Raw genomic sequence first — 23,522 nt, forward strand, 5'->3', positions numbered from 1 at the left:
TTGTTGCACAACGATGAGCCGGGGCTGCCGAGACAATCGCTGTCGCAGCCCGGCGCGGCGCCTTTTTTGTTCACCACATCATGAAGGAGGCGACGTCCGCATCCGAGACCTTGCCGGCATTCACGTCAGCGATTGCCTGGTCGACGATCGCGACGCCCTCGGTCATCTCGTCTTCCGTCAGCGTCAGCGGTGGCATGAACTCCAGCACATTGGCCTTCAACCCGACATAGGTGAAGGCTGCACCCAGCTCATAGCCGCGATAGATGATCTTGGCCGTGGTCGTGGCTGGAACGGGCTCGCGTGTCGCGCGGTCCTTGACTAGGTCGACACCGATGGCAAGGCCGCGCCCGCGCACGTCGCCGATGATCTCATGCCTGGCGGCAAGGGCTCGCAGCGCGTCGGAAAACAGCATGCCGATCCGCGCCGAGCGCTCGACCAGGCCGTCCGTCTCGATCGTCTTCAGCACCGCGTTGCCGGCCGATGTCGCCACCGGATTGCCCGCGGTTGTCTGCAGCGCGAAGGCCGGCGCATGGTCCATGATCTCCTTAGGGCCGATCACGGCCGACAACGGCAAGCCACCGCCGATGCCTTTGCCAAAGACGACGAGGTCGGGCGTCAGTCCTTCATGCTGGAAGCAGTGCATCATGCCGCTGCGGGCGAGCCCGACCTTGACCTCGTCAACGACAATCTTGATGCCGTGCTTGCGGCAACGCTCCTGCAATGCCTTGAGAAAGCCGGGCGGCGGCACGATCAGTCCGCCATCCGACATCAACGGCTCGATGAACACCGCCGCGACCTGATGCGGCGGGCAGGTGGTCTCGAACTGGTAGTCGAGCAGGGCCAGCACGTCCTCGCTGCTGAAATTCGGTCGGAACGGATCGGGATAGGGCAGCAGAAGCACGCCCGGCCGGGGCAGCGTGTGGGTCATGGCGGTATGGCCGCTGATGCCCATCGAGCCGGAGAGATTGCCGTGATAGGAACCGATGAACGAGATGAAGCGCGAGCGGCCGGTGGCTGCCTGCAGCACGCGCACCGCGCAGTCGTTGGCATCCGACCCGGAATGGCCGAACCAGACGCGCCGTTCGCCTTCTCCGGGCGTAATCGCCAGCAGCCGCTCCGCCAGCGATACGGCGGGCTCGTTCGGGTAGAGCAGCAGGCTGGCGCCCGCCATGTCGCGGATCGACGTCTCGACCGCTTCGACGATTGCCGGATGGCCGTAGCCGAGCACCGCCGGACCGGCCGATCCCGACAGGTCTAGCAAGGAGCGGCCGCCTTCCTCGATCAGCCGGTTGCCCCGGCCGCCGATGACGCTGAGCGGCGAGAAACGCAGCTTGCCGATCTGGGCGATGGCCGCGGCGTCGCGTTCGCGCAGGCTTAGATTGCTCACGGCACGGTTTCCGTCTCAAGTGCCGGCAGTGCCGCCGCCAGCCGGTCCGCCCATTCCTCGATGCCGGACCGCGTCGACAGCAAATCCTGCCGGATCTCGACGAGGACGGCGGGGATGCCGCGATCGTCGCCATGGATGGGCACGGCGTAGTCGGCGTCGCGGCTGATCACATAGGGCACGTTGGCCGCGACATTGAGCCCGGCGTCGGTGCGCAGGCCCGAAAGGATCGATTCTGCGAGACCTCTCGCTTGGTCATGCAGCACGCCGGCATGCCAAGGCCTGCTGACACCGAGGAAGACCGGCGTGAAGGAATGGATCGTCACGATCCGCGTCTGCCGGCCTGCCTGTGCCCGGCGGTCGAGATACGCGGTCACCCGGTCATGAAACGGCGAAAAGATGATCTCGGCACGTCGGCTCCGCTCCGCCGAATCGATGCCGACATTGCCGGGAATGTCGGTGTCTTCCGACAGCACCGGAATGCTGCCTGGCGTGCCCAGCGGCCGGTTGAGGTCGATCAGCAGCCGCGAATAACCGCTGAGGAAGGCCGCAGCATCGAGCTTCGACGACAGCAGGCAGGTCACTTCGGCGGCGCCGATATCCCAGGCGATGTGGCGCTGCAGATGGCCGGCATCGAGGCCGAGCTGTCGATACTCGGCCGGCATGTGGTTGGACGCATGCTCGCACAACAGCACGATATCGGAGCGGCCGTGCTCGTTGAGGACCTCGACGGCCTCGGGCCAATCTTTTCTGGCCTGCGCGGTCATCAATAGAGCGTCCGGTAGAGATCGCAGATGGAGGCCGGATCGAGACCGGCAAGACGCTCGGCTTCATGTCGCTTGAGGCCGACGAAGGTTTCGATGAAGACAGGCGCGAACCATCCCGTCACGATGCCGTCGGCCAGCAACGCGTCCAGTGCCGCCGGCAGGGTTTCGGGCAGGCGCACCAGACAGAGACTCGCCCGCTCAGCCTCGCTCATCAGTGTCGGGTCGCCGGTGACCAAAGGCGGCGACGGCAGGCCCGCCTTCAACCCTTCCAGCCCGGCGCGGATGATCGCCGCCAGCGACAGATAGGGATTGCCGGTGGCGTCAGCGGCCCGGTATTCGATGTTGTATTGCCGCGCCGGATCGCGTCCGCCGATCGTCACAGTCGGGCAGATGCGCAGCGACGCCTCGCGGTCGCGGTCGGCAAGCCAGGTATAGGACGAACTCCAGCTGTGCGGCTTCAGCCGGTAGAAGGACGACACGCTCGACGCCGTCATCGCGGTCATTCCAGGCAGATGGCGCAGCACGCCGGCACAGAAGGCGCCGGCTTTGGCGGAAAGACCTCCGGGCTGCGTTGGATCGTATGTCACCGGCTTGCCGGCCTCGTCGACAAAGCTGAAATGGATGTGGACGCCGTTGCCGACGGCAGTTGGCGCGGTTTTGGGCGCGAAGCTCGCACGCCAGCCGGCATTGCGCGCCAATTCGCGCGTGATTTCGCGGATGGCGACGGCGCGGTCCGCCGCCGTCAGCGCGTCCGCCGGCTCGTGCGTCACCTCGAACTGCTCGTCGCCGAATTCGGCGATGACCACCTCGGGAGCGACTCCGGCTTCCTCGAGCGCCGCCATCAGGTTGGGCGCGAAGGGGTCCGTGCGGCGCAATGCGGCGAAAGACATCGAATGCGCCGGCGCGAAGCCGCCGTCGGCGACATTGAATTCATGCTCGAAGGCGGCGATGACCGACAGGCCGGTTGCGGCTTTCAAATCGGCCAACGCCTCTTTGAGCATCGTGCGGGTGCACCCCAGCCATGGGCTGCCATCGAGCTCGACGATGTCGCCGGCGACCATGTCGAACGGCGTCGCCGATCCGGTGCGTGTCGTGCGAAAGCGCGCCTTGAGATCGGGGATCAGCCGTAGGTCGCCCGACGAGCCCCAGGGGTTGGGATCGACGATCGAGTTGAACGGCGTCAGCGACAGATTGGCCTGCAGCCAACCGACGCCGGTCGTGGCGGTCTTCTGCAACTTGCTTTCGGCAACGAAGCGGCCCCGCGTGACGGCGGAGAGATCCGTGGTGACGACGGCAACCAGAGGCTCGACAGTCGATGTCATGCCGGTTTTCCCAAAGCGTTGAAGCGGCCGACGACCGTGTCGGTATCGGCCACCCAGCAGTAGCCGCCGAAGGCCTTGAGCGCGATGTCGTGGCGTTCCTGCGTAATGGTGGCGCAGGCATCCGATACGCAGGTGACAAGATAGCCGCGGTCGGCGCCGTCGCGCACCGTCATGTCGACGCATTGATCGGTCAGCACGCCGACCACGACGAGATAGCGGATGCCGAGGTTCTTGAGGAGATAGTCGACATTGGTCGAGTTGAAGATGCCGGACGACGTCTTCGGCAGCATGATCTCGTCGCCGACCGGCGCCAGCGCCGGCACCGGCAGACCCTCCGGGAGGCTGGGCGCGACATGGATCGGCGTCAGCTTGTGGTCGAGCGAGCGGTCACGGCCGTCTTCGGTCAGGCTCTGGATGATGGTGTGCAGCACCTCGACGCCATTGGCCCGCGCAGCGGCCAGCAGGCGCTCCTGGTTGGGGATCGTCTGTGACGATGTCTGCCGGTAGAAATAGTGATCGGGCCCACGCTCCGGATGCGACGGATCTGCGCCCGGCTCCAGCCAGATGCGCTGCATGTCGACGAGCAGCAGGGCCGTTTCGCCGGCACGGAAGGCTTCGTCTCGTTTGGGTAGGGCCTGGGTCATGCTTTGTCGTCCTGCTTTGCTGATTTGGGTCCCGGCGTCTTGCGGGGTCCGGGTATCTTGCGCGCGCCGTTCTCTTGCGGGTCGCTGTCGAGTGTCACGGCATTGGCATGTCGCACCCTTTCGAGCCGCTCAATGCGGGCGCGCGCGTCGTCGCCCAGCGTCGAAACGATATGGGCGACCAGCGCCTCCATCTGGGCGATCGCCGGCGCCAGCGTGTCGTAGGGCGAGGCGACTTCGAGCGGGCTGACGATGGTGACTTCGGCGAGGTCTGATATCGGCGACAGCCATTGGTCGGTGAACAGGACGATGCGCACATCGAGCGCCGCCGCTTGGCTCGCATAGGCCATGACGTCGAGCTGGTAGCGGCGGTAGTCGAACACGACGAGCACGTCGCGCCGGTCGAGGTCGGCGAGCGTGTCGAAAGTCTGTGGAGAAAGCACGCCGAGATCGCGAACCCCGGAGCGAAACTGCACGAGATAGCCGGCCAGCATGCCGGCGATGTGACGGCTGAACCGGCCGCCGACCATCACAACCTCGCCCTTGACCTCCATCAGCAGGCGGGCCGCCCGCTCGTATGTCTGGATGGGTGTCGCGGCGGTGGCTTTCTGCAAGGCCGTGGTGACGCTGTCGAGATAGGCCAGCACGGCGCTGTCGTTGGAGCCGCTCTGCCGCTTGGCCTCCATCATCAGCAGCGGCGAGTGCAGTCTTGCCTCGACTTCGGCCAGAAGCTTCGCCTGGAAATCCGGAAACCCTTCATAGCCGAGCTTGACGACCAGTCTCACCACGGTCGGATCGCTGACGCCAGCGCGCCGGGCGAGCGATGAGGCGGTGCCGAGGCCGGAGGTCGGATAGTCCGTCAACAGCAGTCGGACGATCTTCTCTTCCGACGGCGTCAGCGCAAGATCCCCGCGCATCAGAACATCGCGTATCGCCATGGGCCTCCCCGAAATCCGTGTTCTCTTGTTTTGTCGAGTTTATTACAGAGATTTAAATCTTGGTCAACAATGAAGAGATGTTGACATTGCGTGATCGCTGGCCCTACCTTGTCGGAAAGCAGCCAAGAGACTGTGGGGAACAGCCATGCGAAACGGAAGCGACGTCATCGTCGTCGGTGCCGGCATTGTCGGATCGAGCGCCGCCTATCATCTGGCCAAGGCCGGTGTGAAGGTCACATTGGTCGAGCAGACCCATCCCGCCGGCGGCCCGTCGGGCAAATCGTCGGCGCTGCTGCACGCCTTCTACCTGATGCCGGAATTGTCGCAGCTTTCCATACGTGGCCGCGAGATCCTGGTGTCGCTGCCGGAAATCGCGGGCGAAGGCTCTTTCGTCACCGAAATCGGCATGATGTGGGTCTGCGGCAACGACAACAAGGTGAGTTGGACGGCGGCGGCCGAACGCATCCGCGGCGAGGGCGCGCGCATCGAGACATTGTCGCCGCAGGCCTTTGCCGACGCGGCACCCGGCTTTGCCCTGGACAATGTCGCAATGGCGCTGTGGGAGCCGGAATATGGCTACGCCGATGCCTTCGGCGCCACCAACGCCATCGCCCGTGCCGCCCGCGCCAACGGTGCCAGGATCATGCAGAACACGCTGGTCGAGAGCCTTCAACGGCAGGGCGACCGCATCACCGGCGTCACCTTGACCGATGGAACGGTGCTGGAAGCCGGTACCGTCGTCCTGGCCGCCGGGCCGTGGACGCGCCGCCTGCTAGCGACGGTCGGCCTCGATCTGCCGCTGCATGTCGAGCGCCATCCGATGGCCGTCCTCGACGCAGCCGGCAAGGCAAGGCAGGTCATGCCTTTCGCCTGGTGCGACGACATTTCCTGCAACTATGCACGGCCTGACAATGACGGCGTCATCCTGGCCGGCACCTGGGCTGGTGGCGGCACCGGCCTGCGCCACGAACATGCGGGCCGCCCGCGTTTGGTCGAAAATCCTGATGATTACATGGAAGGTGTCGAGGAGCAGGAATCGGTCGAGATTCTGGAGACCTTCGCTGGCAGAGTCCCTGCCATGGCCGAGCTTGGCATCCGGCCCGGCTATGCCGGACTCTACGACATGAGCCCCGACGATCTGCCGGTCATCGGCGCCATGCCTGACGTCGAAGGGCTGGTCGTTTCGGCGGGATCCTCCGGCCACGGCTTCAAGACCGGGCCGGCAGTCGGCGAGGCGGTGGCCAGGCTGGTCACCGAAGGCGCGCAACCGATCCTGGCGCCGTTTTCACCCGATCGCTTCAGGGCCGCGTAATGGCGTCGGTGACGATGAGCGAGAGCAAGCCCAGTGGCTTCATGCCGGCCGCGTTTCGCAACGCCACTGCCGATGCCCTGTGCATGGTCGCGGTGCTGCTGCTGGTGGCGCTTGCCGCCTTCATCTTTGGCAGCGCCGCCATGCAACGTGTGGTCACCTATGCCGCGATCATGCTGACGGCGGTGCTTGGCCTGCAGATATTCTCTGGCAACAGCGGCATCGTCTCGTTCGGTCAGGCCGCCTTTGTCGGCCTTGGCGCCTACGCCACCGGCATCCTCACCATGCCGACCGCATTGCAGCGAACGGCGCTGCGCGACCTGCCGCAATTCCTCGCCGGGTATCAACTCTCCTTCTTCGCGGCGCTGGCCGTCGTCCTTGCTCTCGCGGTCATCGTCGGCCTGTTGACCGGCACGCCGCTGCTCAGGCTTTCCGGATCGAGCGCTTCGATCGCAACGCTTGCCATGCTGATCATCGTCTACACGCTGCTGGTGGCCGGGCGCGAGATCACGCGCGGCAGTCAGCCATTCTATGGCGTGCCGCGCGAGGTCGGGCTGTGGACGGCTGCCGCTGTCGCTTCGATGGCGCTGGTGGCGGCGAGGCTGTTTCGCGAAACCTCCTTCGGCCTTGCCGCCCGCGCCGCCGCCAATGACGAGCGCGGTGCCGCCGCCGTCGGCGTCGACCAGCGCACGGCGCGTTTGGCCGCCTGGGTGGCGGGTGTCGTCGCCGCCATGGCCGCCGGCGCCATGATGGCGCAGTTTCTGGGTGCGTTCTCGCCACGCGATTTCTATTTCGACCTCGGCTTCACCATGCTCGCCATGCTGATCGTCGGCGGCATGACCTCGTCGCTCGGCGCTTTCGCCGGCGTCATCGTCACCATCGTTTTGGTCGAAGTGGTGCGCCGCTTCGAAGGCGGCGGCGAGGTGCTCGGCCTGCATCTGCCCGTCCTGTTCGGCCTGACCCAGGGCGTGCTTGCCATCGCCATGATCCTGGTTATCTGGCGGCGGCCGACCGGTCTGTTCGGCGAGCGTGAACTGAACCTGCTGCGCCGACCCGGACGCCAGGCCGTGATGGCTTCAACGGCGCCACCGCGGCATGTCGAGAGTGACCGGCTCACCGCCGTCCATCTGTCGCGCCGCTATGCCGGCGTCGTCGCCGTCGACGACGTCAGCCTGGATTTCGAGACCGACAGCATCACCGGCATCATCGGCCCCAATGGCGCCGGCAAGACGACGCTGCTCAACATGCTGGCCGGTGATATCAAGCCGAGTGCCGGCACCGTGTCGGTGGGTGGCGTGGTCCGGCAGGCTTCGGCCTTCCGCTTCGCCCGCTCCGGCGTTGCCCGCACCTTCCAGAACATCCGCGTCTTCCCGCACATGACCGTGCTCGAAAATGTCGTCGTCGCCGCCCGCCAGGTGGAGCCGGATCTTGGCCATGCCGAGGCGGCGGCAATGGGTGAACTTGCGCGCATGGGGCTGGAGAGATTTGCCGATCAACCGGCCGCCAGGCTTGCCTACGGCCAGCGCCGTCGGCTCGAAGTGGCACGTGCACTGGCGTTGAAGCCGCGCTTCCTGCTGCTCGACGAGCCGGCCGCCGGCATGAACGCCGTCGAGACCGCCGAACTGGTTTCGATCCTCTCGACGGTCCGCATCGAGCGCCGCATCGGCATTGTGCTGATCGAACACGACATGCGGCTGGTGATGAACCTGTGCGAGCGCATCGTCGTCATCGATCATGGCCGCGTCATCGCCGACGGCACGCCGGGCGATGTCCAGAAGAACCCCGCCGTGATCGCAGCCTATCTCGGCAGCCGCACGGCGCGCGCCAAGACCGCAACGCCTGAAAACCAGACCGCATGACCCGCAACGACAGCCAACCATAAGAAATCCAGAAGGAGAACCGACATGCCAAGCCTCTATCGCCTCCATCGCGCCGCTTTGTGCGCTGCCGTGTTCGGCATCGCCGCCATTTCGACGGCCAGCGCCGAGGAGATCATCATCGGTGCGGCGACCGCGCAGACCGGCGGCCTTGCCCCTTACGACCAGCCGGCACTTGCCGGCCTGCGCATGTCGCTCGACGAGCTCAACGCCAAGGGCGGGCTCGGCGGCAAATACACCGTCAAGCTGCTGATCAAGGACACGCGCTCCGATACCGCGCAGACCGCCACCGTCGCCCAGGAGCTGATCGACGCCGGCGCCAAGATCATGATCACGCCGTGCGATGCCGATCCCTCGATTTCCGCCGGCCAGCTCACCCAGCCGCTCGGCATTCCGACCCTGACGCTGTGCGGCTCCGCCCCGGTGCTCACCGGCGCGGTCGGCGACGTCATGTTCGGCACCTATCCGGCCGACAATGTGCAGGCGACGGCGGTCGCCGACTTCGCCGTCTCGGAAGGCAAGAAGAAGGTGTTCCTGCTGACTTCGCCGGACTCCACCTACACCGCCAATCTGCCGGAATATTTCGGCAAGGTGTTCGAGAAGAAGGGCGGCGCCATTGTCGGTCGCGGCACCTTCAGCATGGGCCAGCCCGACTTTTCCGCCGAGATCACCAACATCAAGGGCCTGGCCGACAAGCCCGACCTGATCATGACGGCGGCCTATGAGCCGGATTTCCCGGCCTTCATCCAGCAATTGCGTGGCGCCGGCGTCACCATCCCGGTCTATGGCGCCGATGCCATCGGCACGCCGACCATCAAGGCGCTCGGCAAATTGGTCGACGGCGTCGTCTACACCGCGGCCGGCTATGCCGAGCCGGGCAGCAAGCTCGAGGCCTTCAACGCAGCCTTCACCAAATATGCCGGCCACGCACCGGAATCGACCTATGAGGTCAATGGCTACGAGATCGGCCTGATCCTCGACCAAGCGGTCAAGACGGCTGGCTCCGACAACCCGAAGGCGATCCGCGACGCCATCGCCGGCCTCAAGGACTTCGAAGGCATCACCGGCAAGATCACCTATGCCGGCACCGATCGCATGCCGCTGCGGCCGGTGGCGCTGATGCGCTACGAGGGCGGCGAGGGCAAGCATGTCCAGACCCTGATCCCCGACGCTGCCGACGTTCCCGCGCCGTGATGTCATGCTGAGCGTCGAAGCCCTGAAAATCCGGTACGGCGAGGTCGAGGCGGTGCGCCGCGTCGACCTCACCGTCGGCAGCGGCGAGATCATCGCTCTGGTCGGCGCCAACGGCGCCGGCAAGAGCTCGACGCTCGGCGCCGTCGCCGGGCTGGTGCCGGCGGCATCCGGCAAGGTGATCTTCGACGGTGTCGACATCACCGGCCTGGCGCCGGAGGCGATTGCCCGCAAGGGCGTCGCGCTGGTTCCCGAAGGCCGCCGTATCTTCGCCAGCCTGACGGTGGCCGACAATCTGCGTCTCGGCGGCGCAGTGCATCAGCCGGCGGCCGAGGCAAGGCTGCGCGAGGAGGAGATGCTGGAGCTGTTCCCGATCCTGCGCCGCTACCATCGCGTCAAGGGCGGCAATCTGTCGGGCGGCGAACAGCAGATGCTGGCCATCGCCCGCGCGCTGATGGGCAAGCCGCGCATGATCCTGCTCGACGAGCCCTCGCTCGGCCTTGCCCCGCAACTGATCGACACCGTCTTCGACCTGATCGCCGAACTGCGCCGCAAGGGCCTGACCATCCTCCTGGTCGAACAGAATGTAGCGCTGGCGCTCGAAATCGCCGACCGCGCCGTGGTGCTCGCCAATGGCGAGGTGGTGCTGTCGGGCACGGCAAAAGAACTCGCCTCCTCGGACCTCGTCCGCCAAGCCTATCTGGGAGCTTAAGAAGCATGATCGCGCAGCAGATCATCAATGCGGTGAGCCTCGGCGGCGTCTATGCCCTGCTGGCGCTCGGGCTGGCGATCGTCTTTTCCATCGTCGGCCTGATCAACTTCGCCCATGGCGAGCTGATGACGCTGTCGGGCTATGCGCTTCTGGCCTCGCTGGTGCTGGGTTTTCCCTTTCCCGTAGCCGTGCTCGTCGCCGTCTCCTGCGGCGCGCTCGCCGCCGTCGCCATGGAGCGTATCGCCTTCAGGCCCATGCGCGGCGCCAGCGTCACCAGCCTGCTGTTGACCAGCTTCGCGGTTTCCAGCTTGCTGAAGGTCGTCTTCCAGAACGGCATCTCGGCACGGCCGCAAGCTGTCGCCATGCCTAGCTGGATGACCGGCGCCTTCTCCTTCGGCGACTTCACCATCGGCGTCGGTCCCAGCATCTCCATCGTCGTCTCCGCACTGGCGCTGATTGCGCTGGAAGTCTTCCTGCGCCGCTCGGTGACCGGCACGGCGATGCGCGCCGCGGCGGAAGATTTCGACGTCGTGCGCCTGATGGGCATTCCGGCCAGCCGCATCATCGCCACCGCCTTCCTGCTCTCCGGCCTGCTGGCCGGGCTGGCGGCCATGCTGTGGGTGGCGCAGCGTGCCTCGGTCGATCCGCTGATGGGCTTTACGCCGGTGCTGAAGGCCTTCATTGCCGCCGTCGTCGGCGGGCTCGGCAGCCTGCCCGGTGCGGTCGCCGGCGGCTTCCTGCTCGGCATCATCGAGGTGCTGCTGCAAGCGACACTGCCGGGAGCGATCGCGCCCTATCGCGACGCCATCGTGCTGTCGGGCGTCATCGCCGTGCTGCTGGTTCGCCCGCAAGGCCTGATCCCGGCGGTTCGCGCCCAGCGAAGCTGACCTGATGTATACCAAGCTCGAGTTCGCGCCACTGTCGCGCGACGAGGTGTTCGGCCTGATCGAGGCCGCGGCCTTTGCCACGGTGGTGACATCGGGACCGCAGGGTCTTGTCGTCTCGCATCTTCCCTTCGTGCTCGATCGCGCGCGGGGTGAAAACGGAACGCTGGTCTCGCATCTCGCCAGGGCCAATCCGCACAGCGCGCTGATCGCCGAGGGCAGGGAGACGGTCGCCATCTTTCACGGTCCGCATGGCTACATCTCGCCGTCCTGGTATCCGCGCAATCCGGTGCGCGACAGCGCGCCGACCTGGAATTTTGCTGTCGTGCATTGTCATGGGCATCCGGTGCCGCTCGACGATCATGCCACCGCCCGGCATCTCCTGCAGCTTGTCGACGTGCTGGAGAAGGAGCGCGACGACCGCTGGTGCATGCGCGAACTGGGACCAGGCGGCATGGAGCGGCGCATACCTGGTATCATAGGGTTTGACCTGCCGATCGGGCGGCTCGAAGCCAAGTTCTAGATGGGACAGGATGAGCGCCTCTATGACACAGGCGGAGCTATCGGGGCGCTGGAACAAAACGATCCGGCGCTGGCGGCGATGATGAAGGCGCACAACGCGCATCGCCAGGACTGACCGCCTGCATGCGGCAAGGATAAGAAAAAATGATCCCAAATCTCAACATCGTGCCCTTCGTCAGCGTCGATCATATGATGAAGCTGGTGCTGAAGATCGGCGTCGAGCGCTTCCTCGTCGAACTCGCCGGCTACATCGAGGATGATTTCCGCCGTTGGGAGCTGTTCGACAAGACCCCGCGCGTGGCCTCGCACAGCGCCGAGGGCGTCATCGAGCTGATGCCGACCAGCGACGGCGAGGTCTACGGCTTCAAATATGTCAACGGCCACCCCAAGAACATGCGCGAGGGCCGCCAGACGGTGACCGCTTTCGGCATGCTCGCCGATGTCCACAATGGCTACCCGGTGCTGTTGTCGGAGATGACCATCCTGACCGCGCTGCGCACGGCCGCGATGTCGGCTCTGGCCGCCAAATACCTGGCGCCGGCCGGCTCCAGCTGCATGGCGCTGATCGGCAATGGCGCCCAGGCCGAATTCCAGGCGGTGGCCTTCAAGGCGCTGCTCGGTGTCGACAGGCTGAGGCTTTACGACATCGACCGCACTGCCACCGAAAAATGCATCCGCAATCTCGCCGGTCTCGGCTTCGACATGGTCGCCTGCGGCACCGCGCAGGAGGCCGTCGAGGGCGCGCAGATCATCACCACCGTCACCGCCGACAAGCAGTACGCCACCATCCTCACCGACAACATGGTCGGCTCCGGCGTCCATATCAACGCGGTCGGTGGCGACTGCCCGGGCAAGACCGAACTGCACCGCGATATCCTGCTGCGCGCCGACATCTTCGTCGAATATCCGCCGCAGACCCGCATCGAGGGCGAGATCCAGCAGCTTCCGGCCGACCATCCCGTGACCGAGCTGTGGCAGGTGATGTCAGGCGCCGTGCAAGGCCGGCGCGATCCCGGCCAGATCACGCTGTTCGATTCGGTCGGTTTCGCCATCGAGGACTTTTCGGCACTGCGCTACGTCAGGGATCAACTGCGCTCGACCGGCCTCTATCAGGAACTCGACATGCTGGCCGACCCCGACGAGCCGCGCGACCTGTTCGGCATGCTGCTAAGAGCGGCCCAGCACGGTTGAGACGAGCGTTGTTCAGCCAGCCGAGCCCCACATGGCATCCGGCACCACCACCAGCTTGCCGACGAAATCCTTGGCGATGAAATCCGCCTGCGCATGGTGGAAATCGGAGAGCTTGTAGACGCCGCCGACCAGCGGCCGGATCTTTCTCGCCTCGATGTACCCAACGATGCGGCGGAAATCCGCGCGCGTGCCCTGGCTTGAGCCATGCAACTGCAATTGCTTCAGGTACATGGTCCTGAGATCGAGCTGTACGACCGGACCGGCAATCGCGCCGGCGGTTGTGTAGCGGCCTTCGGGCCGCAGGATGCGAAGCAAGTCGTTGAAGATGGCGCCGCCGACGAGGTCGGCGACCACGTCGATCGGCTGGCCTCCGGTCGCCTCATTCACGGCTTGCGGCAGGTCGGCAACACCACGCGTGATGACAGCTTCGGCGCCGATGTCGCGTACCGCCTGTTCCTTGCCCTTGCCGACGACCGCATAGGGAATGGCGCCGCGCGCCCGTGCCAGCTGCACGATGCCCGAACCGACGCCGCCCGAGGCGCCTGTGACCAGCACGCGTTCACCGGCCTTGAGTGCGGCGCGCTCCAGCATCTGCTCGCCCGTCAGATAGGCGCAGCAGAAGGTGGCGAGTTCGACGTCGCTCATGTCGGTGTCGACGACATGGGCATTCTCGGCCGGCACGGCCTGATATTCGGCGTAGCCGCCATCGCGGCCATGGCCCATATAGTCGATGTCGGCGAGCGAATCGTCGTCGCGATTGTAGATCGAGAAATCGACCATCACCCGTTTGCCGATACGGTCGGGCGACACACCTTCGCCGACAGCGGCGATGATACCGACGGTGTCGGTGCCCTGGATGCGGGGGAAGCTCAGCGTGTTGTTCTGTCGGCGCCATGTCGACACGGCGGCAGCGTCCTCCTCCGTGCCATAGGCGCCCTGGCGCACCCAGACATCGGTGTTGTTCATCCCGCAAGCGCTGACCTTGACCAGCACTTCACCGGGAGCGGGCGAGGGCACTTTCACGTCGCTGCGGTAGACGAGTTTTTCCGGTCCGCCGTGTCCGGTAAGCAGCACGGCGGCCATGGTGGCGGGGAGGGTTCTGGTCATGGCATTCATCGGTCGATCTCAGAGATTGGCAAACACGCTCTTCACGGCATCGGCGGTCTTCGACACGACGATGTCGGCTTCCTCGCGGGTCAGGCAGAGCGGCGGCGCGAAGCCCAGAATGTCGCCCTGCGGCATGGCTCGGCCGATGACGCCGCTCGCCGCAAGCGCCGTCGCTACCTGCGGTCCGATCTTCTGCGAAGCGTCGAAGAACACCCGGTCGTCCTTGTCGGCAACGAATTCCACCGCCGCCAGCATGCCGTCGCCGCGGACGTCCCCGACATTCGTGTGGCCGCCGACTGCCTTGGCCAGTTCGGCGCGGAAATAGGCGCCGGTCTCCTTGGCATTTGTCACTAAATCCATCTCGTCGATCAGTTCGAGATTGGCGACACCCGCGGCAACGCAGATCGGATGCGCCGAATAGGTCCAGCCATGGCCGAGCGAGCCGAGCTTGTCGGAGCCCTCAACCAGCACCTGCCACATCTTGTCGGCGACGATGACGCCCGACAGCGGCGCATAGGCCGAGGTCAGGCCCTTGGCGATGGTGATCAGGTCCGGCTTGATGCCGTAATGGTCGGAGCCGAACATGGTGCCCAGCCGGCCGAAGCCCGTCACCACTTCGTCGGCGACCAGCAGCACGTCGTACTTCTTAAGCACCGCCTGGATCTTTTCCCAATAGCCTGCCGGCGGCGGCACTATGCCGCCAGTGCCGAGGATCGGCTCGCCGATGAAGGCAGCGACCGTTTCCGGACCCTCGGCCAGGATCATCTCCTCGAGCTTGTCGGCGCAATGCTGTGAAAACTGCTCCTCGCTCATCGAGCGGTCGGTGCGGCGAAAGTAATATGGTGCTTCGGTGTGCAGGATCGGCGCGCGCGGCAGGTCGAAGGCGTTGTGGAACAGGTCGAGCCCGGTCAGCGATCCCGTCATCACGCCCGAGCCGTGGTAGCCGCGCCAGCGCGATATGATCTTCTTCTTCTCCGGCCGGCCGAGCACGTTGTTGTAGTACCAGATCAGCTTGATGTTGGTTTCGTTGGCATCCGAACCGGAGAGGCCGAAATAGACCCGCGACATGCCCTGCGGCGCGCGATCGATGATCATCTTGGCCAGCGTGATCGAGGCCTCGGTGCCGTGGCCGACATAGGCGTGGTAGTAGGCGAGGTTCTTCGCCTGGGCGGCGATGGCATCGGCGATCTTCTGACGGCCGTAGCCGACATTGACGCAGTAGAGGCCGGCGAAGGCATCGAGGCTCTTCCGGCCATTGTTGTCCCAGACGGTGACGCCCTCACCGCCGGCCATGATGCGCGTCGGGCTTTCGCCCCGCGCATGCGTGCCCATATGGGTCGAGGGGTGGAAGAAGTGGTCGCGATCCCAGGCGGCGAGTTCGTTGGACTGGTCGAGCATTCTTTTGACTCCTGACAAAACGGTGATTCCGGCGCAGCTTAAGCTACATCCAGGCAGAGATATTTGAGATCGGTGAAAGCCTCGAGCCCGTGGCGCGAGCCTTCGCGCCCGATGCCCGATTGCTTGACGCCGCCGAACGGAATCGGCGCGCCGGTGATCTTGACGCGGTTGATGGCGACCATACCGTAATCGAGGGCGCGGCCCATGCGCTGCTGCCGGCCGCCATTCTCGGTCACGACATAGGCGACGAGGCCATATTCGGTGGCGTTGGCGCGGGCGATCACTTCGGCCTCGCTGCCGAACGGCGTCACCGCGGCCACCGGACCAAAAGTCTCCTCACGCATGATCAGCGCTTCGTCAGTGACGTCGGCCAGCAGCGTCGGCTGGTAGAACAGGGGGCCAGCCTGGTGCCGCTTGCCCCCGGTGAGGCAGCGCGCGCCGTGAGCGATGGCATCGGCGACCTGTTCCTCGACCTTCTTGACGGCGCGCTCGTGCATCAGCGGGCCGATGTCGGTGCTATCAGCAAGGCCATTGCCGGTCCGCAACGTCTCGATACGCTTGGCGAAGGCGGCACAGAACCGATCGTAGATCGGACGCTGGACATAGATACGGTTGGCAGCGAGGCAGTCCTGGCCCGACGTGGCGAATTTGGCGTCGATGGCGATATCAACCGCTTTGTCCAGATCGGCATCGGCAAAGACGATCAGCGGGGCGTGGCCGCCAAGCTCCATCACCAGCCGCTTCATCGTCGCAGCACTTTGCGCGGCGATCAGCCGGCCGATCTCGGTCGAGCCGGTAAAGCTCATGGCGCGAACGCGCGGGTCTTCGCACATCCGCCCGACGATGGTCGAAGCCTTGCCGGTGATGACGTTGAAGACGCCGGCGGGCAAGCCGGCGCGTTCGCCGAGCTCGGCCAGCGCCAGCGCCGACAGCGGCGTTTCCGAGGACGGATGCGCAACGATGGTGCAGCCGGCGGCAAGGGCTGCCGCAGCCTTGCGGGTCAGCATCGCCGACGGAAAATTCCACGGCGTGACGACGCCGACGACACCGAGCGGCTCGCGCCGAACCATCATTTCGGCGTTCGGCAGATGGCTGGTGACGCTCTCGGCATTCAAGCGTTTTGCTTCTTCGGCATACCATTCGACGAAGGAAGCGGCATAGTCGATTTCGCCCAGCGACTCCTGCAGCGGCTTGCCCTGTTCCAGCGTCATCAGCAGAGCGAGGTCTTGCTTTGCAGCGACGATCAGCTCGAACCATTTGCGCAGAATTTTCGAGCGCTTCTGCGGCAACAGTGCCCGCCACGCCGGGAAGGCGCGCGCGGCGGCATCGATCGCCTTCGTCGTCTGCCGGCCGTCGAGCGCGGCGACGAAAGCGACTGTGGTGCCGGTGGCCGGGTCGGTAACTTCGAAGCTTTCGGCAGCCTCGCTCGCCGTCCAGTGGCCATCGACATAGGCGAGTTCACGCAGCAGCCGGCGGTCGGCGAGGCGATCGAGCGCTTCATGGCGATGCGAGCGGGCGAAATGCGCGGACATGGTCGAGACCTCCCGGTTCGGACTGATGCGGGAAGACTATTCATCCGATGCAGATAGAGAGGCTGTTTGGACAGCCCCATAGAGAGAGATTGTCTCTATTGGCCCACGGGCGCAGATGATCTCTCTGCTGACCGGTGGGCGGCACTAAACCTGGAGATTGGCCGAAGCCTCCCCGCCTTCGTCATCCACGGGCGGAGCAGGAGCGAAGCGACGCGGCGGAGACCCGAGGATCCATGCCGTGATCTTGGTCGAGGAATGCAGCAGAGCAGAATTCTGCACCGCAGCAGCGCTTTGAAGTCGCGGCATGGATCCTGGGGTCTGCGCCGCGTCGCTGCGCTCCTTGCTTCGCCCCAGGATGACGACATGACGGGGGTTTCGATCAGTCTCCTGGGTGTACGGTAGGGGAGATTGACCTCATGCTTGCGCCGGCAGCAGGTCGGCGAGGGGCAGCGCGATCTCGTCCTTCACCGTCTTAATGACGATGTAGGTGAAGTACCGATCGATGCCGATTTCGCGGTCGAGCAAGCCGTCGACCAGCCGCTGATAGGCGTCGATGTCGCGCGCCATCACCTTCAGCACATAGTCGACGCCGCCGCCGACCGACCAGCAGGCGACGATCTCTGGGATGTCTCGGATGACGCGCTCGAAGCGGTCGAAATCGGCCTGGCGGTGGTTGGCCAGGGTCACCTCCATCAGCACGGTGGCAACGGGTGCGACGACGCGCATGGCGATCCTGGCGTGATAGCCCGAGACGATGCCGGCCTTTTCCAGCTTGCGCAACCGCATCCAGCACGGCGTCGGCGACAGCCCGACCTGCTCGGCCAGCGCCAGCTTGGTGATGCGTCCATCGCGCTGGATGGCGTCGAGGATTTTCAGGTCGATCGGGTCGAGTTTCACTGATGTCATCAGAGCTCACTTTTCGTCCGAGTACCATGACGGCGCATTATTTCGATTGTCAATTGCACTGATTTCGATCTCTAATAAGTCATGACATTGTGGCAACCCGATCCCGCACTCATCCGGCGGCCGGCATATCAATCGCTGGCCGACCAGTTCGCGCGTGCCATCCATGACGGGCGCCTGGCCAATGGTGCGCGGCTGCCGACCCATCGCAGGCTGGCCGACGATCTGAAACTTTCGGTGCAGACGGTCAGCCGCGCCTATGAGGAACTGATCCGTCGCGGCCTGATTTCGGGCGAGATCGGCCGCGGCAGCTTCGTCCAGACGCAGCGCCGCGAGCCGGAGCCGCCATATCTGCCCGAGCGGCTCGGCGAAGTCATCGACCTGTCGATCCTGAAACCGGTTTGTGAGCCGATGCATCTGGAGCGGCTGAAACAGGCACTAGGCTGGCTGGCCGAGAACCTGCCGTCGAGTTCAGCACTTTCGTTCCGGCCCAACATGGTGTTTCCGCGCCACCGCGCGGTGGCGGTCGAATGGCTGAGGCTTTGTGGCCTCGATGCATCGCCGCAGAACGTCAGCCTGACCAACGGCGCCACCGCCGGCATGACCGTGGCGCTGATGAGCGTCGCGCCGCCGGGTTCGACGGTTGCCACCGAGGCGATCGGCCACCATACGCTGGTGCCGTTGGCACGCTATCTCGGCTTCAATCTGGAAGGCCTGCCGATCGACGACAATGGTCTGATCCCGGAAGCGCTGGACGAGGCCTGCCGGCTTTCCGACATCCGCGCGGTCTTCGTGCAGCCCTCGGTGATCAACCCGACGGCGACCCTGATGGATGCGCGGCGGCGAGAAGAGATCGCCGCGGTCGCGCGCAAGCACGACATCGCCATCATCGAGAACGATGTGCTCGGTCCGCTGGTCGAAGACCGGCCGCCGCCGGTTGCCGCGTTCGCGCCGGAGCGCACGCTCTACGTCACCTCCTTCACCAAGATCACCGTGCCCGGTCTGCGCATCGGCTATCTGGCCGCGCCCGACCGCTACGTCGCCGCCGTCGCCAACCGGCATCTGGTCTCGAACTGGATGGCGACGCCGCTGGTGGCCGAGATCGCCACCAAATGGGTGACCGACGGCACGGCGATGGAGCTTGTCCACTGGCAGCGCGCGGCTTTGCGGCGCCGGCAGGATATTGCAGCGCAAGTGCTGGCGGGGGTGGACTATCGCGCCCGGCGCGACGGGTTGCATGTCTGGCTGCAACTGCCGGCCGACCGGGCCGAGGAAAGCTTTGTCGCCCAGGCTCGCCTGCAGGGCGTGGCGATTGCACCCGGCACGTCCTTCCGTATTTCGGCTGCGCCCTGGCATCCGGCGGTACGTATCTCGCTGGGTTCGACCACCGAGGGGGAACTGCGCGCCGGCCTCGGCGTTGTCACCAAGCTTTTGCTCGGCGATCCCGAGCACCTGCTGCTCGCTATCTAGCGAGTGCGCCGCTATCCGGGTGATGCCGGCCTGCGAAAGGCAGCCTCCTGCGCTTCCGGTACTCACGTACGAAAAGTACGCTCCGTTCCGGTTCTCGGAGGCTCCCATTCTCGGGTCGGCCTGCGAATCCCGGCGCACTCTTCGGCACTGGTTGCTCAAGAATTGTGCCGAATGGGAAATATTGTCATGATATTATTTTCCCAATTGACATGATTTGGCGCGTTCCGCATCGTTAAGGGGCACAGGCTTCTCCAGCACGGGGAATTTATTTGTCCGCATCAGCGCCCATCATCAAGATCGACGGCATCTCGAAGAGCTTCGGCAGCTTCAAAGTGCTGGACGGCCTGTCGATGCAGGTCATGCCCGGCGAGAAGCTGGCGCTGATCGGCCCGTCGGGTTCGGGCAAGACGACGATCCTGCGCATCCTGATGACGCTTGAGCGCATCGATGGCGGTCATATCCAGATCGACGGCGAGCAACTCTACCACATGGAGCGCAACGGACAGTTGCTGTCCGCCGATGAGCGGCATCTCACAAGGATGCGCCAGAAGATCGGCATGGTCTTCCAGCTGTTCAACCTGTTTCCGCACAAATGCGTCATGGACAATGTCACGCTGGCGCCGATGCTGACCAAGGGCACGCCACGCGCCGCCGCCGAAAAGCGGGCGATGGAACTGCTCGAAATGGTCGGCATGGCCGACAAGGCCAAGTCCATGCCGGCGCAGCTGTCCGGTGGCCAGAAGCAACGCGTGGCAATCGCCCGGGCGCTGGCGCTGTCGCCGAAGATCATGCTTTTCGACGAGGTGACGTCGGCGCTCGATCCGGAGCTGGTCGAGGAGGTGATGAACGTCATGCGCAAGCTGGCCGCCGAGACCGACATGACCATGCTGCTGGTCACCCACGAGATGGGCTTTGCCCATGATTTCGCTGACCGGGTACTGTTCTTCGATCGTGGCAGGATCGTCGAGGAGGGCAAGCCCGACGAGATTTTCCGCAATCCCAAGCAGGAGCGTACGCAAGGCTTCCTGAAGAAGATCATCGCGGCCGGACATCGCGTCTGACCGCAATGCCCAGGGCGACGAAGTCGTCCCGAGGTGGCGAGGGCCGCCCCGTAACAAAGCAAGACAAGAAACAAGGAGTTGGGAACAATGAAAAAACTTGGCATTCTGGCTGGCGTCGCCAGCCTTACGCTGGCGGCGGTGCTGGCCGCCTCGAGCGTGGGTTCGGCCGATGACAGCAAGCTCGAACAACTCAAGGCGCAAGGTTTCGCTCGCCTCGCCATCGCCAACGAGCCGCCCTACACGGCGGTCGCCGCCGATGGCAAGGTTTCGGGTGCCGCGCCCGATGTGGCCCGCGAGATATTCAAGCGGCTCGGCGTCGCCGACGTCGCCGCTTCGATCTCTGAATATGGCGCCATGATCCCCGGCCTGCAGGCCGGTCGCTTCGATGTCGTCACCGCCGGCCTGTTCATGAAGCCGGAACGCTGCGCCGCCGTCGTCTATTCCGAGCCGGTGCTTTGCGATGCCGAGGCGATGTTGGTGAAGAAGGGCAATCCGAAGGGCTTCAAGAGCTATGAGGATGTCGCCAAGGATACGACTGCGACCATCGGCGCGCCAGGCGGCGGCACCGAGGAGAAGCTCGCGCTCAATGCCGGCGTGCCACGCGATCGCGTCATCGTCGTGCCGGATGGCCAGAGCGGCGTGAAGATGCTCCAGGATGGTCGCATCGACGCTTATTCGCTGCCCGTCCTGTCGATCAATGATCTGGTCAAGAAGGCCAACGATCCGAACCTCGAAGTCATCGCTCCGGTGCAGGGCGCACCGGTCTATTGCGACGGCGCCGCTTTCAAGAAGGGTGATGAGGCACTGCGCGACGCCTTCGACGTAGAACTGGCCAAGATGAAGAAATCAGGCGAGTTCGCCAAGATTATCGAGCCCTATGGCTTCTCGGCGGCGGCGGCGATGTCGACCAGCCGCGACAAGCTCTGCGCGGCGAAGTGATTTTTCCTTCTCCCCGTTCAACGGGGAGAAGGTGTCACGAAGTGACGGATGAGGGGCGACGCCAAGTTCTGAGACTCTAGTGCTGCCCCTCATCTGCCTGCCGGCTTTCGTTGCTCGAAAAGCCAAGCAATTGGCTTTTCGCCCGCTACGCGGACCGCTCCTCAACTCCCCGTAAATGGGGAGAAGGAGCTAAACCCAACGTTGGAACGTAAATGACCCAGTGGTCCGGCTATTTCGGCCTGATATTGCAGGGAGCGATTGTCACCATCGAGCTGACGCTGATGGGGTCGGTGCTTGCGCTGTTCATGGCCTTTCTTGCCGGAATGGGGCGGCTGTCGCGTTTCTTCGTGCTGCGCGCGCTGGCCACCGCCTACATCGAATTCTTCCGCGGCACCTCGATCTTCGTGCAGTTGTTCTGGGCCTATTTCGTGCTGCCCTTCATCGGCATTTCGTTGACCCCGTTGCAGGCCGGCGTGCTGGCGCTCGGCCTCAATGTCGGCGCCTACGCCGCCGAAGTCGTGCGCGGTGCCATCCAGTCGATCGGCCGCGAACAGTATGAGGCCTGCACCGCGCTCAATCTCGGGCGGTGGCAAGGCATGCGCCACATCATCCTGCCGCAGGCGCTGCTGGTGATGCTGCCGACTTTCGGCAACAACGCCATCGAATTGCTCAAGGCGACCGCCGTGGTGTCGCTGATCTCGCTCACCGACCTGACCTTCCAGGCGCAGGTGGTGCGCGCCCAGACCGGCAACACCCTGGTGCCATTCACCACCATCCTGATCATCTATTTCATCCTCGCCCTGCTCATCTCGTGGGGCGTGCGCTCGCTGGAACGACGCATGGCGCGCGGCCTCGATGGGGTGCGTGCCTGATGGCCAATTTCCTTCTGATAAATTGGGCCTGCTGATGGAATGGGATTGGAATTTCGTCTGGGAAATCATGCCGACGCTGATCCAGGGGGTGAAGATCACCATCCTGGCGACGCTGCTCGGCTCGGTGCTGGCGGCGGTCGTCGGGCTGGGCATTGCGCTGGCGCGCCGCTCGCCCAACAAAGCGCTGTCGCGCACGGTCGGCTGGGCGGCTGAATTCATCCGTGGCACGCCGCTGCTGGTGCAGCTCTATTTCATTTTCTACGTGCTGCCCAACATCGGCATCCTGTTGCCGCCGCTGGTCGCCGGTGTCATCGGGCTCGGGCTGCATTACGGCACCTACACGGCCGAGGTTTATCGTGCCGGCATCGACAATGTGCCGCGCGGCCAATGGGAGGCCGCCAAGGCATGCAATTTGAGCGCCAGTCAGACCTGGACCCACATCATCATTCCGCAGGCCATCCCGCCGATGATTCCGGCGCTCGCCAATTATTTCATCGCCATGTTCAAGGAAACGCCGCTGCTGTCGGCAATCACCGTGCTGGAACTGATGAACCAGGCCAAAAGCGTCGCCAACACCTACTATCGCTATATCGAGCCGATCACCTTGGTCGGTGCTTTCTTCCTGGTCATCAGTCTGTTTTCGGTCGTGCTGCTGCGCTGGCTGGAACGCCGCTACGGCAAGATCGAGAGGTAGCCGATGAAACCCTTGCCCGAGATCAAGATCTACCCGAAACGGCCGGCGCTGGATGCACGCCCGCTCGACATGCGCATCGGCCTGATCATCCTGGCCACTGATCACACCAGCGAACCGGATTTCCGCCGCATGGTGGCGAGCGAGCGGGTCGGCGTCTATGTCGCGCGCATTCCCTATGCCAACCCGACGACGCCTGAAAACCTGCGCAAGATGCAGCCGGCGCTGACGGCGGGCGCGGCCCTGATCCTGCCGGACGAGAAGCTCGATGCCATCTGCTATTCCTGCACTTCGGCCTCGGTGGTAATCGGTGATGCCGAGATCGAGGCGGCGATCCAGGTCGCAAAGCCCGGCGTGCCGGTGGTCACACCGCCGATGGCGGGCGTGCGCGGGCTGCGTGCGCTGGGCGCAAACAAGCTCAGCATCCTCACTCCCTACACGGTCGAGACATCCAGGCCGATGGCCACCTATTTCGCGGCGCGCGGCTTCGAGATCGTCAGCTTCACCTGCCTCGGTTTCGAGGATGACCGCGAGATGGCGCGCATCGCACCAGCAACGCTTGTCGATCTTGCGCGGGAAGCCACCGGCGCCAGCGCCGATGCGCTGTTCGTGTCCTGCACGGCGCTGCGTAGCGCCCTCGCGCTCACCGGCATGGAAAAGGCGATCGGACGTCCCGTGGTGACCAGCAACCAGGCGACCGCCTGGAACTGCCTGAGATTGTGCGGGGATGAGGCGCCGCATCCTGAGTTCGGGCGGCTGATGACGTTGCCGTTGGTTCAGTAAGACGATGTCCCACATTCACGAGCGACCC

General features: G+C 64.7%; 22 protein-coding genes. 13 read left to right on the forward strand and 9 right to left on the reverse strand.

All coding sequences use genetic code 11. The features are described from left to right. Window positions 1-70 precede the first annotated feature (70 nt). From NP945_RS08420 to NP945_RS08440, 5 genes are read right to left on the reverse strand one after another with little or no spacing between them, the layout of a single operon-like run. A complete protein-coding gene (locus tag NP945_RS08420; RefSeq protein ID WP_256746090.1) occupies window positions 71-1,387 on the reverse strand; it encodes an aspartate aminotransferase family protein in 1,317 nt (438 codons plus the stop codon). Then, window positions 1,384-2,151 (reverse strand): N-formylglutamate amidohydrolase, encoded by a 768-nt coding sequence (locus NP945_RS08425; RefSeq protein WP_256746091.1) that lies wholly within the window; start codon window positions 2,149-2,151, stop codon window positions 1,384-1,386. The genes NP945_RS08420 and NP945_RS08425 overlap by 4 nt, the downstream gene beginning before the upstream one ends. Continuing rightward, window positions 2,151-3,473 (reverse strand): glutamine synthetase, encoded by a 1,323-nt coding sequence (locus tag NP945_RS08430; RefSeq protein ID WP_256746092.1) that lies wholly within the window; start codon window positions 3,471-3,473, stop codon window positions 2,151-2,153. The genes NP945_RS08425 and NP945_RS08430 overlap by 1 nt, the downstream gene beginning before the upstream one ends. After that, complete coding sequence (locus NP945_RS08435) at window positions 3,470-4,117, reverse strand: cysteine hydrolase family protein (protein WP_127267229.1); 648 nt, start codon at window positions 4,115-4,117, stop codon at window positions 3,470-3,472. The genes NP945_RS08430 and NP945_RS08435 overlap by 4 nt, the downstream gene beginning before the upstream one ends. Beyond that, a complete protein-coding gene (locus NP945_RS08440; RefSeq protein ID WP_256746093.1) occupies window positions 4,114-5,052 on the reverse strand; it encodes a MurR/RpiR family transcriptional regulator in 939 nt (312 codons plus the stop codon). Before NP945_RS08440 ends, NP945_RS08435 begins: the two co-directional genes overlap by 4 nt. A 145-nt stretch (window positions 5,053-5,197) precedes the next feature. Here NP945_RS08440 and NP945_RS08445 point away from each other — a divergent pair, with 145 nt between their 5' ends. The 7 genes from NP945_RS08445 (at window position 5,198) to NP945_RS08475 (ending at window position 12,738) form a co-directional block, all read left to right on the forward strand. Further along, complete coding sequence (locus NP945_RS08445) at window positions 5,198-6,364, forward strand: FAD-binding oxidoreductase (protein ID WP_128287488.1); 1,167 nt, start codon at window positions 5,198-5,200, stop codon at window positions 6,362-6,364. Window positions 6,365-6,378: 14 nt separating this feature from the next. Next, entirely contained in the window at window positions 6,379-8,220 is a 1,842-nt protein-coding gene (locus tag NP945_RS08450) for an ATP-binding cassette domain-containing protein (protein WP_256746094.1), read from the forward strand. A 45-nt stretch (window positions 8,221-8,265) separates the two neighbouring features. Further along, complete coding sequence (locus NP945_RS08455) at window positions 8,266-9,432, forward strand: ABC transporter substrate-binding protein (protein WP_256746095.1); 1,167 nt, start codon at window positions 8,266-8,268, stop codon at window positions 9,430-9,432. A gap of 4 nt (window positions 9,433-9,436) precedes the next feature. Next, window positions 9,437-10,141 (forward strand): ABC transporter ATP-binding protein, encoded by a 705-nt coding sequence (locus NP945_RS08460; RefSeq protein WP_127382641.1) that lies wholly within the window; start codon window positions 9,437-9,439, stop codon window positions 10,139-10,141. 5 nt (window positions 10,142-10,146) lie between these two features. Then, entirely contained in the window at window positions 10,147-11,028 is an 882-nt protein-coding gene (locus tag NP945_RS08465) for a branched-chain amino acid ABC transporter permease (protein WP_127269886.1), read from the forward strand. Between the two features lie 4 nt (window positions 11,029-11,032). Then, on the forward strand, window positions 11,033-11,548 hold the full coding sequence (locus tag NP945_RS08470; RefSeq protein WP_256746096.1) for an FMN-binding negative transcriptional regulator: 516 nt from the start codon (window positions 11,033-11,035) through the stop codon (window positions 11,546-11,548). A 143-nt stretch (window positions 11,549-11,691) separates the two neighbouring features. After that, complete coding sequence (locus NP945_RS08475; protein ID WP_256746097.1) at window positions 11,692-12,738, forward strand: ornithine cyclodeaminase; 1,047 nt, start codon at window positions 11,692-11,694, stop codon at window positions 12,736-12,738. Between the two features lie 12 nt (window positions 12,739-12,750). Here the strand turns inward: NP945_RS08475 and NP945_RS08480 are convergent, their stop codons facing one another. From NP945_RS08480 to NP945_RS08495, 4 genes are all read right to left on the reverse strand, one after another. Continuing rightward, on the reverse strand, window positions 12,751-13,854 hold the full coding sequence (locus tag NP945_RS08480; RefSeq protein WP_256746098.1) for an alcohol dehydrogenase family protein: 1,104 nt from the start codon (window positions 13,852-13,854) through the stop codon (window positions 12,751-12,753). A gap of 9 nt (window positions 13,855-13,863) precedes the next feature. Continuing rightward, complete coding sequence (locus tag NP945_RS08485; RefSeq protein ID WP_256746099.1) at window positions 13,864-15,243, reverse strand: aspartate aminotransferase family protein; 1,380 nt, start codon at window positions 15,241-15,243, stop codon at window positions 13,864-13,866. A gap of 38 nt (window positions 15,244-15,281) precedes the next feature. Then, window positions 15,282-16,775 (reverse strand): NAD-dependent succinate-semialdehyde dehydrogenase, encoded by a 1,494-nt coding sequence (locus NP945_RS08490; protein ID WP_256746100.1) that lies wholly within the window; start codon window positions 16,773-16,775, stop codon window positions 15,282-15,284. Between the two features lie 414 nt (window positions 16,776-17,189). Further along, on the reverse strand, window positions 17,190-17,681 hold the full coding sequence (locus NP945_RS08495; RefSeq protein WP_256746101.1) for an Lrp/AsnC family transcriptional regulator: 492 nt from the start codon (window positions 17,679-17,681) through the stop codon (window positions 17,190-17,192). An 81-nt stretch (window positions 17,682-17,762) separates the two neighbouring features. On the opposite strand from NP945_RS08495, the gene NP945_RS08500 reads away from it, so the two are divergent. The 6 genes from NP945_RS08500 (at window position 17,763) to eutA (ending at window position 23,494) form a co-directional block, all read left to right on the forward strand. Continuing rightward, entirely contained in the window at window positions 17,763-19,148 is a 1,386-nt protein-coding gene (locus NP945_RS08500) for a PLP-dependent aminotransferase family protein (RefSeq protein ID WP_127272428.1), read from the forward strand. A 269-nt stretch (window positions 19,149-19,417) separates the two neighbouring features. After that, window positions 19,418-20,209, forward strand: coding sequence for an ectoine/hydroxyectoine ABC transporter ATP-binding protein EhuA (ehuA, locus tag NP945_RS08505; RefSeq protein WP_128309183.1), 792 nt, complete (start codon window positions 19,418-19,420; stop codon window positions 20,207-20,209). 87 nt (window positions 20,210-20,296) lie between these two features. Beyond that, entirely contained in the window at window positions 20,297-21,148 is an 852-nt protein-coding gene (gene ehuB, locus NP945_RS08510; protein WP_256746102.1) for an ectoine/hydroxyectoine ABC transporter substrate-binding protein EhuB, read from the forward strand. Window positions 21,149-21,360: 212 nt separating this feature from the next. After that, entirely contained in the window at window positions 21,361-22,020 is a 660-nt protein-coding gene (gene ehuC / locus NP945_RS08515) for an ectoine/hydroxyectoine ABC transporter permease subunit EhuC (protein ID WP_127807774.1), read from the forward strand. Window positions 22,021-22,054: 34 nt separating this feature from the next. Beyond that, window positions 22,055-22,714: an ectoine/hydroxyectoine ABC transporter permease subunit EhuD gene (gene ehuD / locus NP945_RS08520; protein ID WP_256746103.1), complete on the forward strand. Its 660-nt coding sequence runs from the start codon at window positions 22,055-22,057 to the stop codon at window positions 22,712-22,714. Window positions 22,715-22,717: 3 nt separating this feature from the next. Beyond that, a complete protein-coding gene (eutA, locus tag NP945_RS08525) occupies window positions 22,718-23,494 on the forward strand; it encodes an ectoine utilization protein EutA (RefSeq protein WP_256746104.1) in 777 nt (258 codons plus the stop codon). Window positions 23,495-23,522: the final 28 nt, after the last annotated feature.

Source organism: Mesorhizobium sp. LMG17149, assembly GCF_024518695.1.
Taxonomy (GTDB): Bacteria; Pseudomonadota; Alphaproteobacteria; order Rhizobiales; family Rhizobiaceae; genus Mesorhizobium.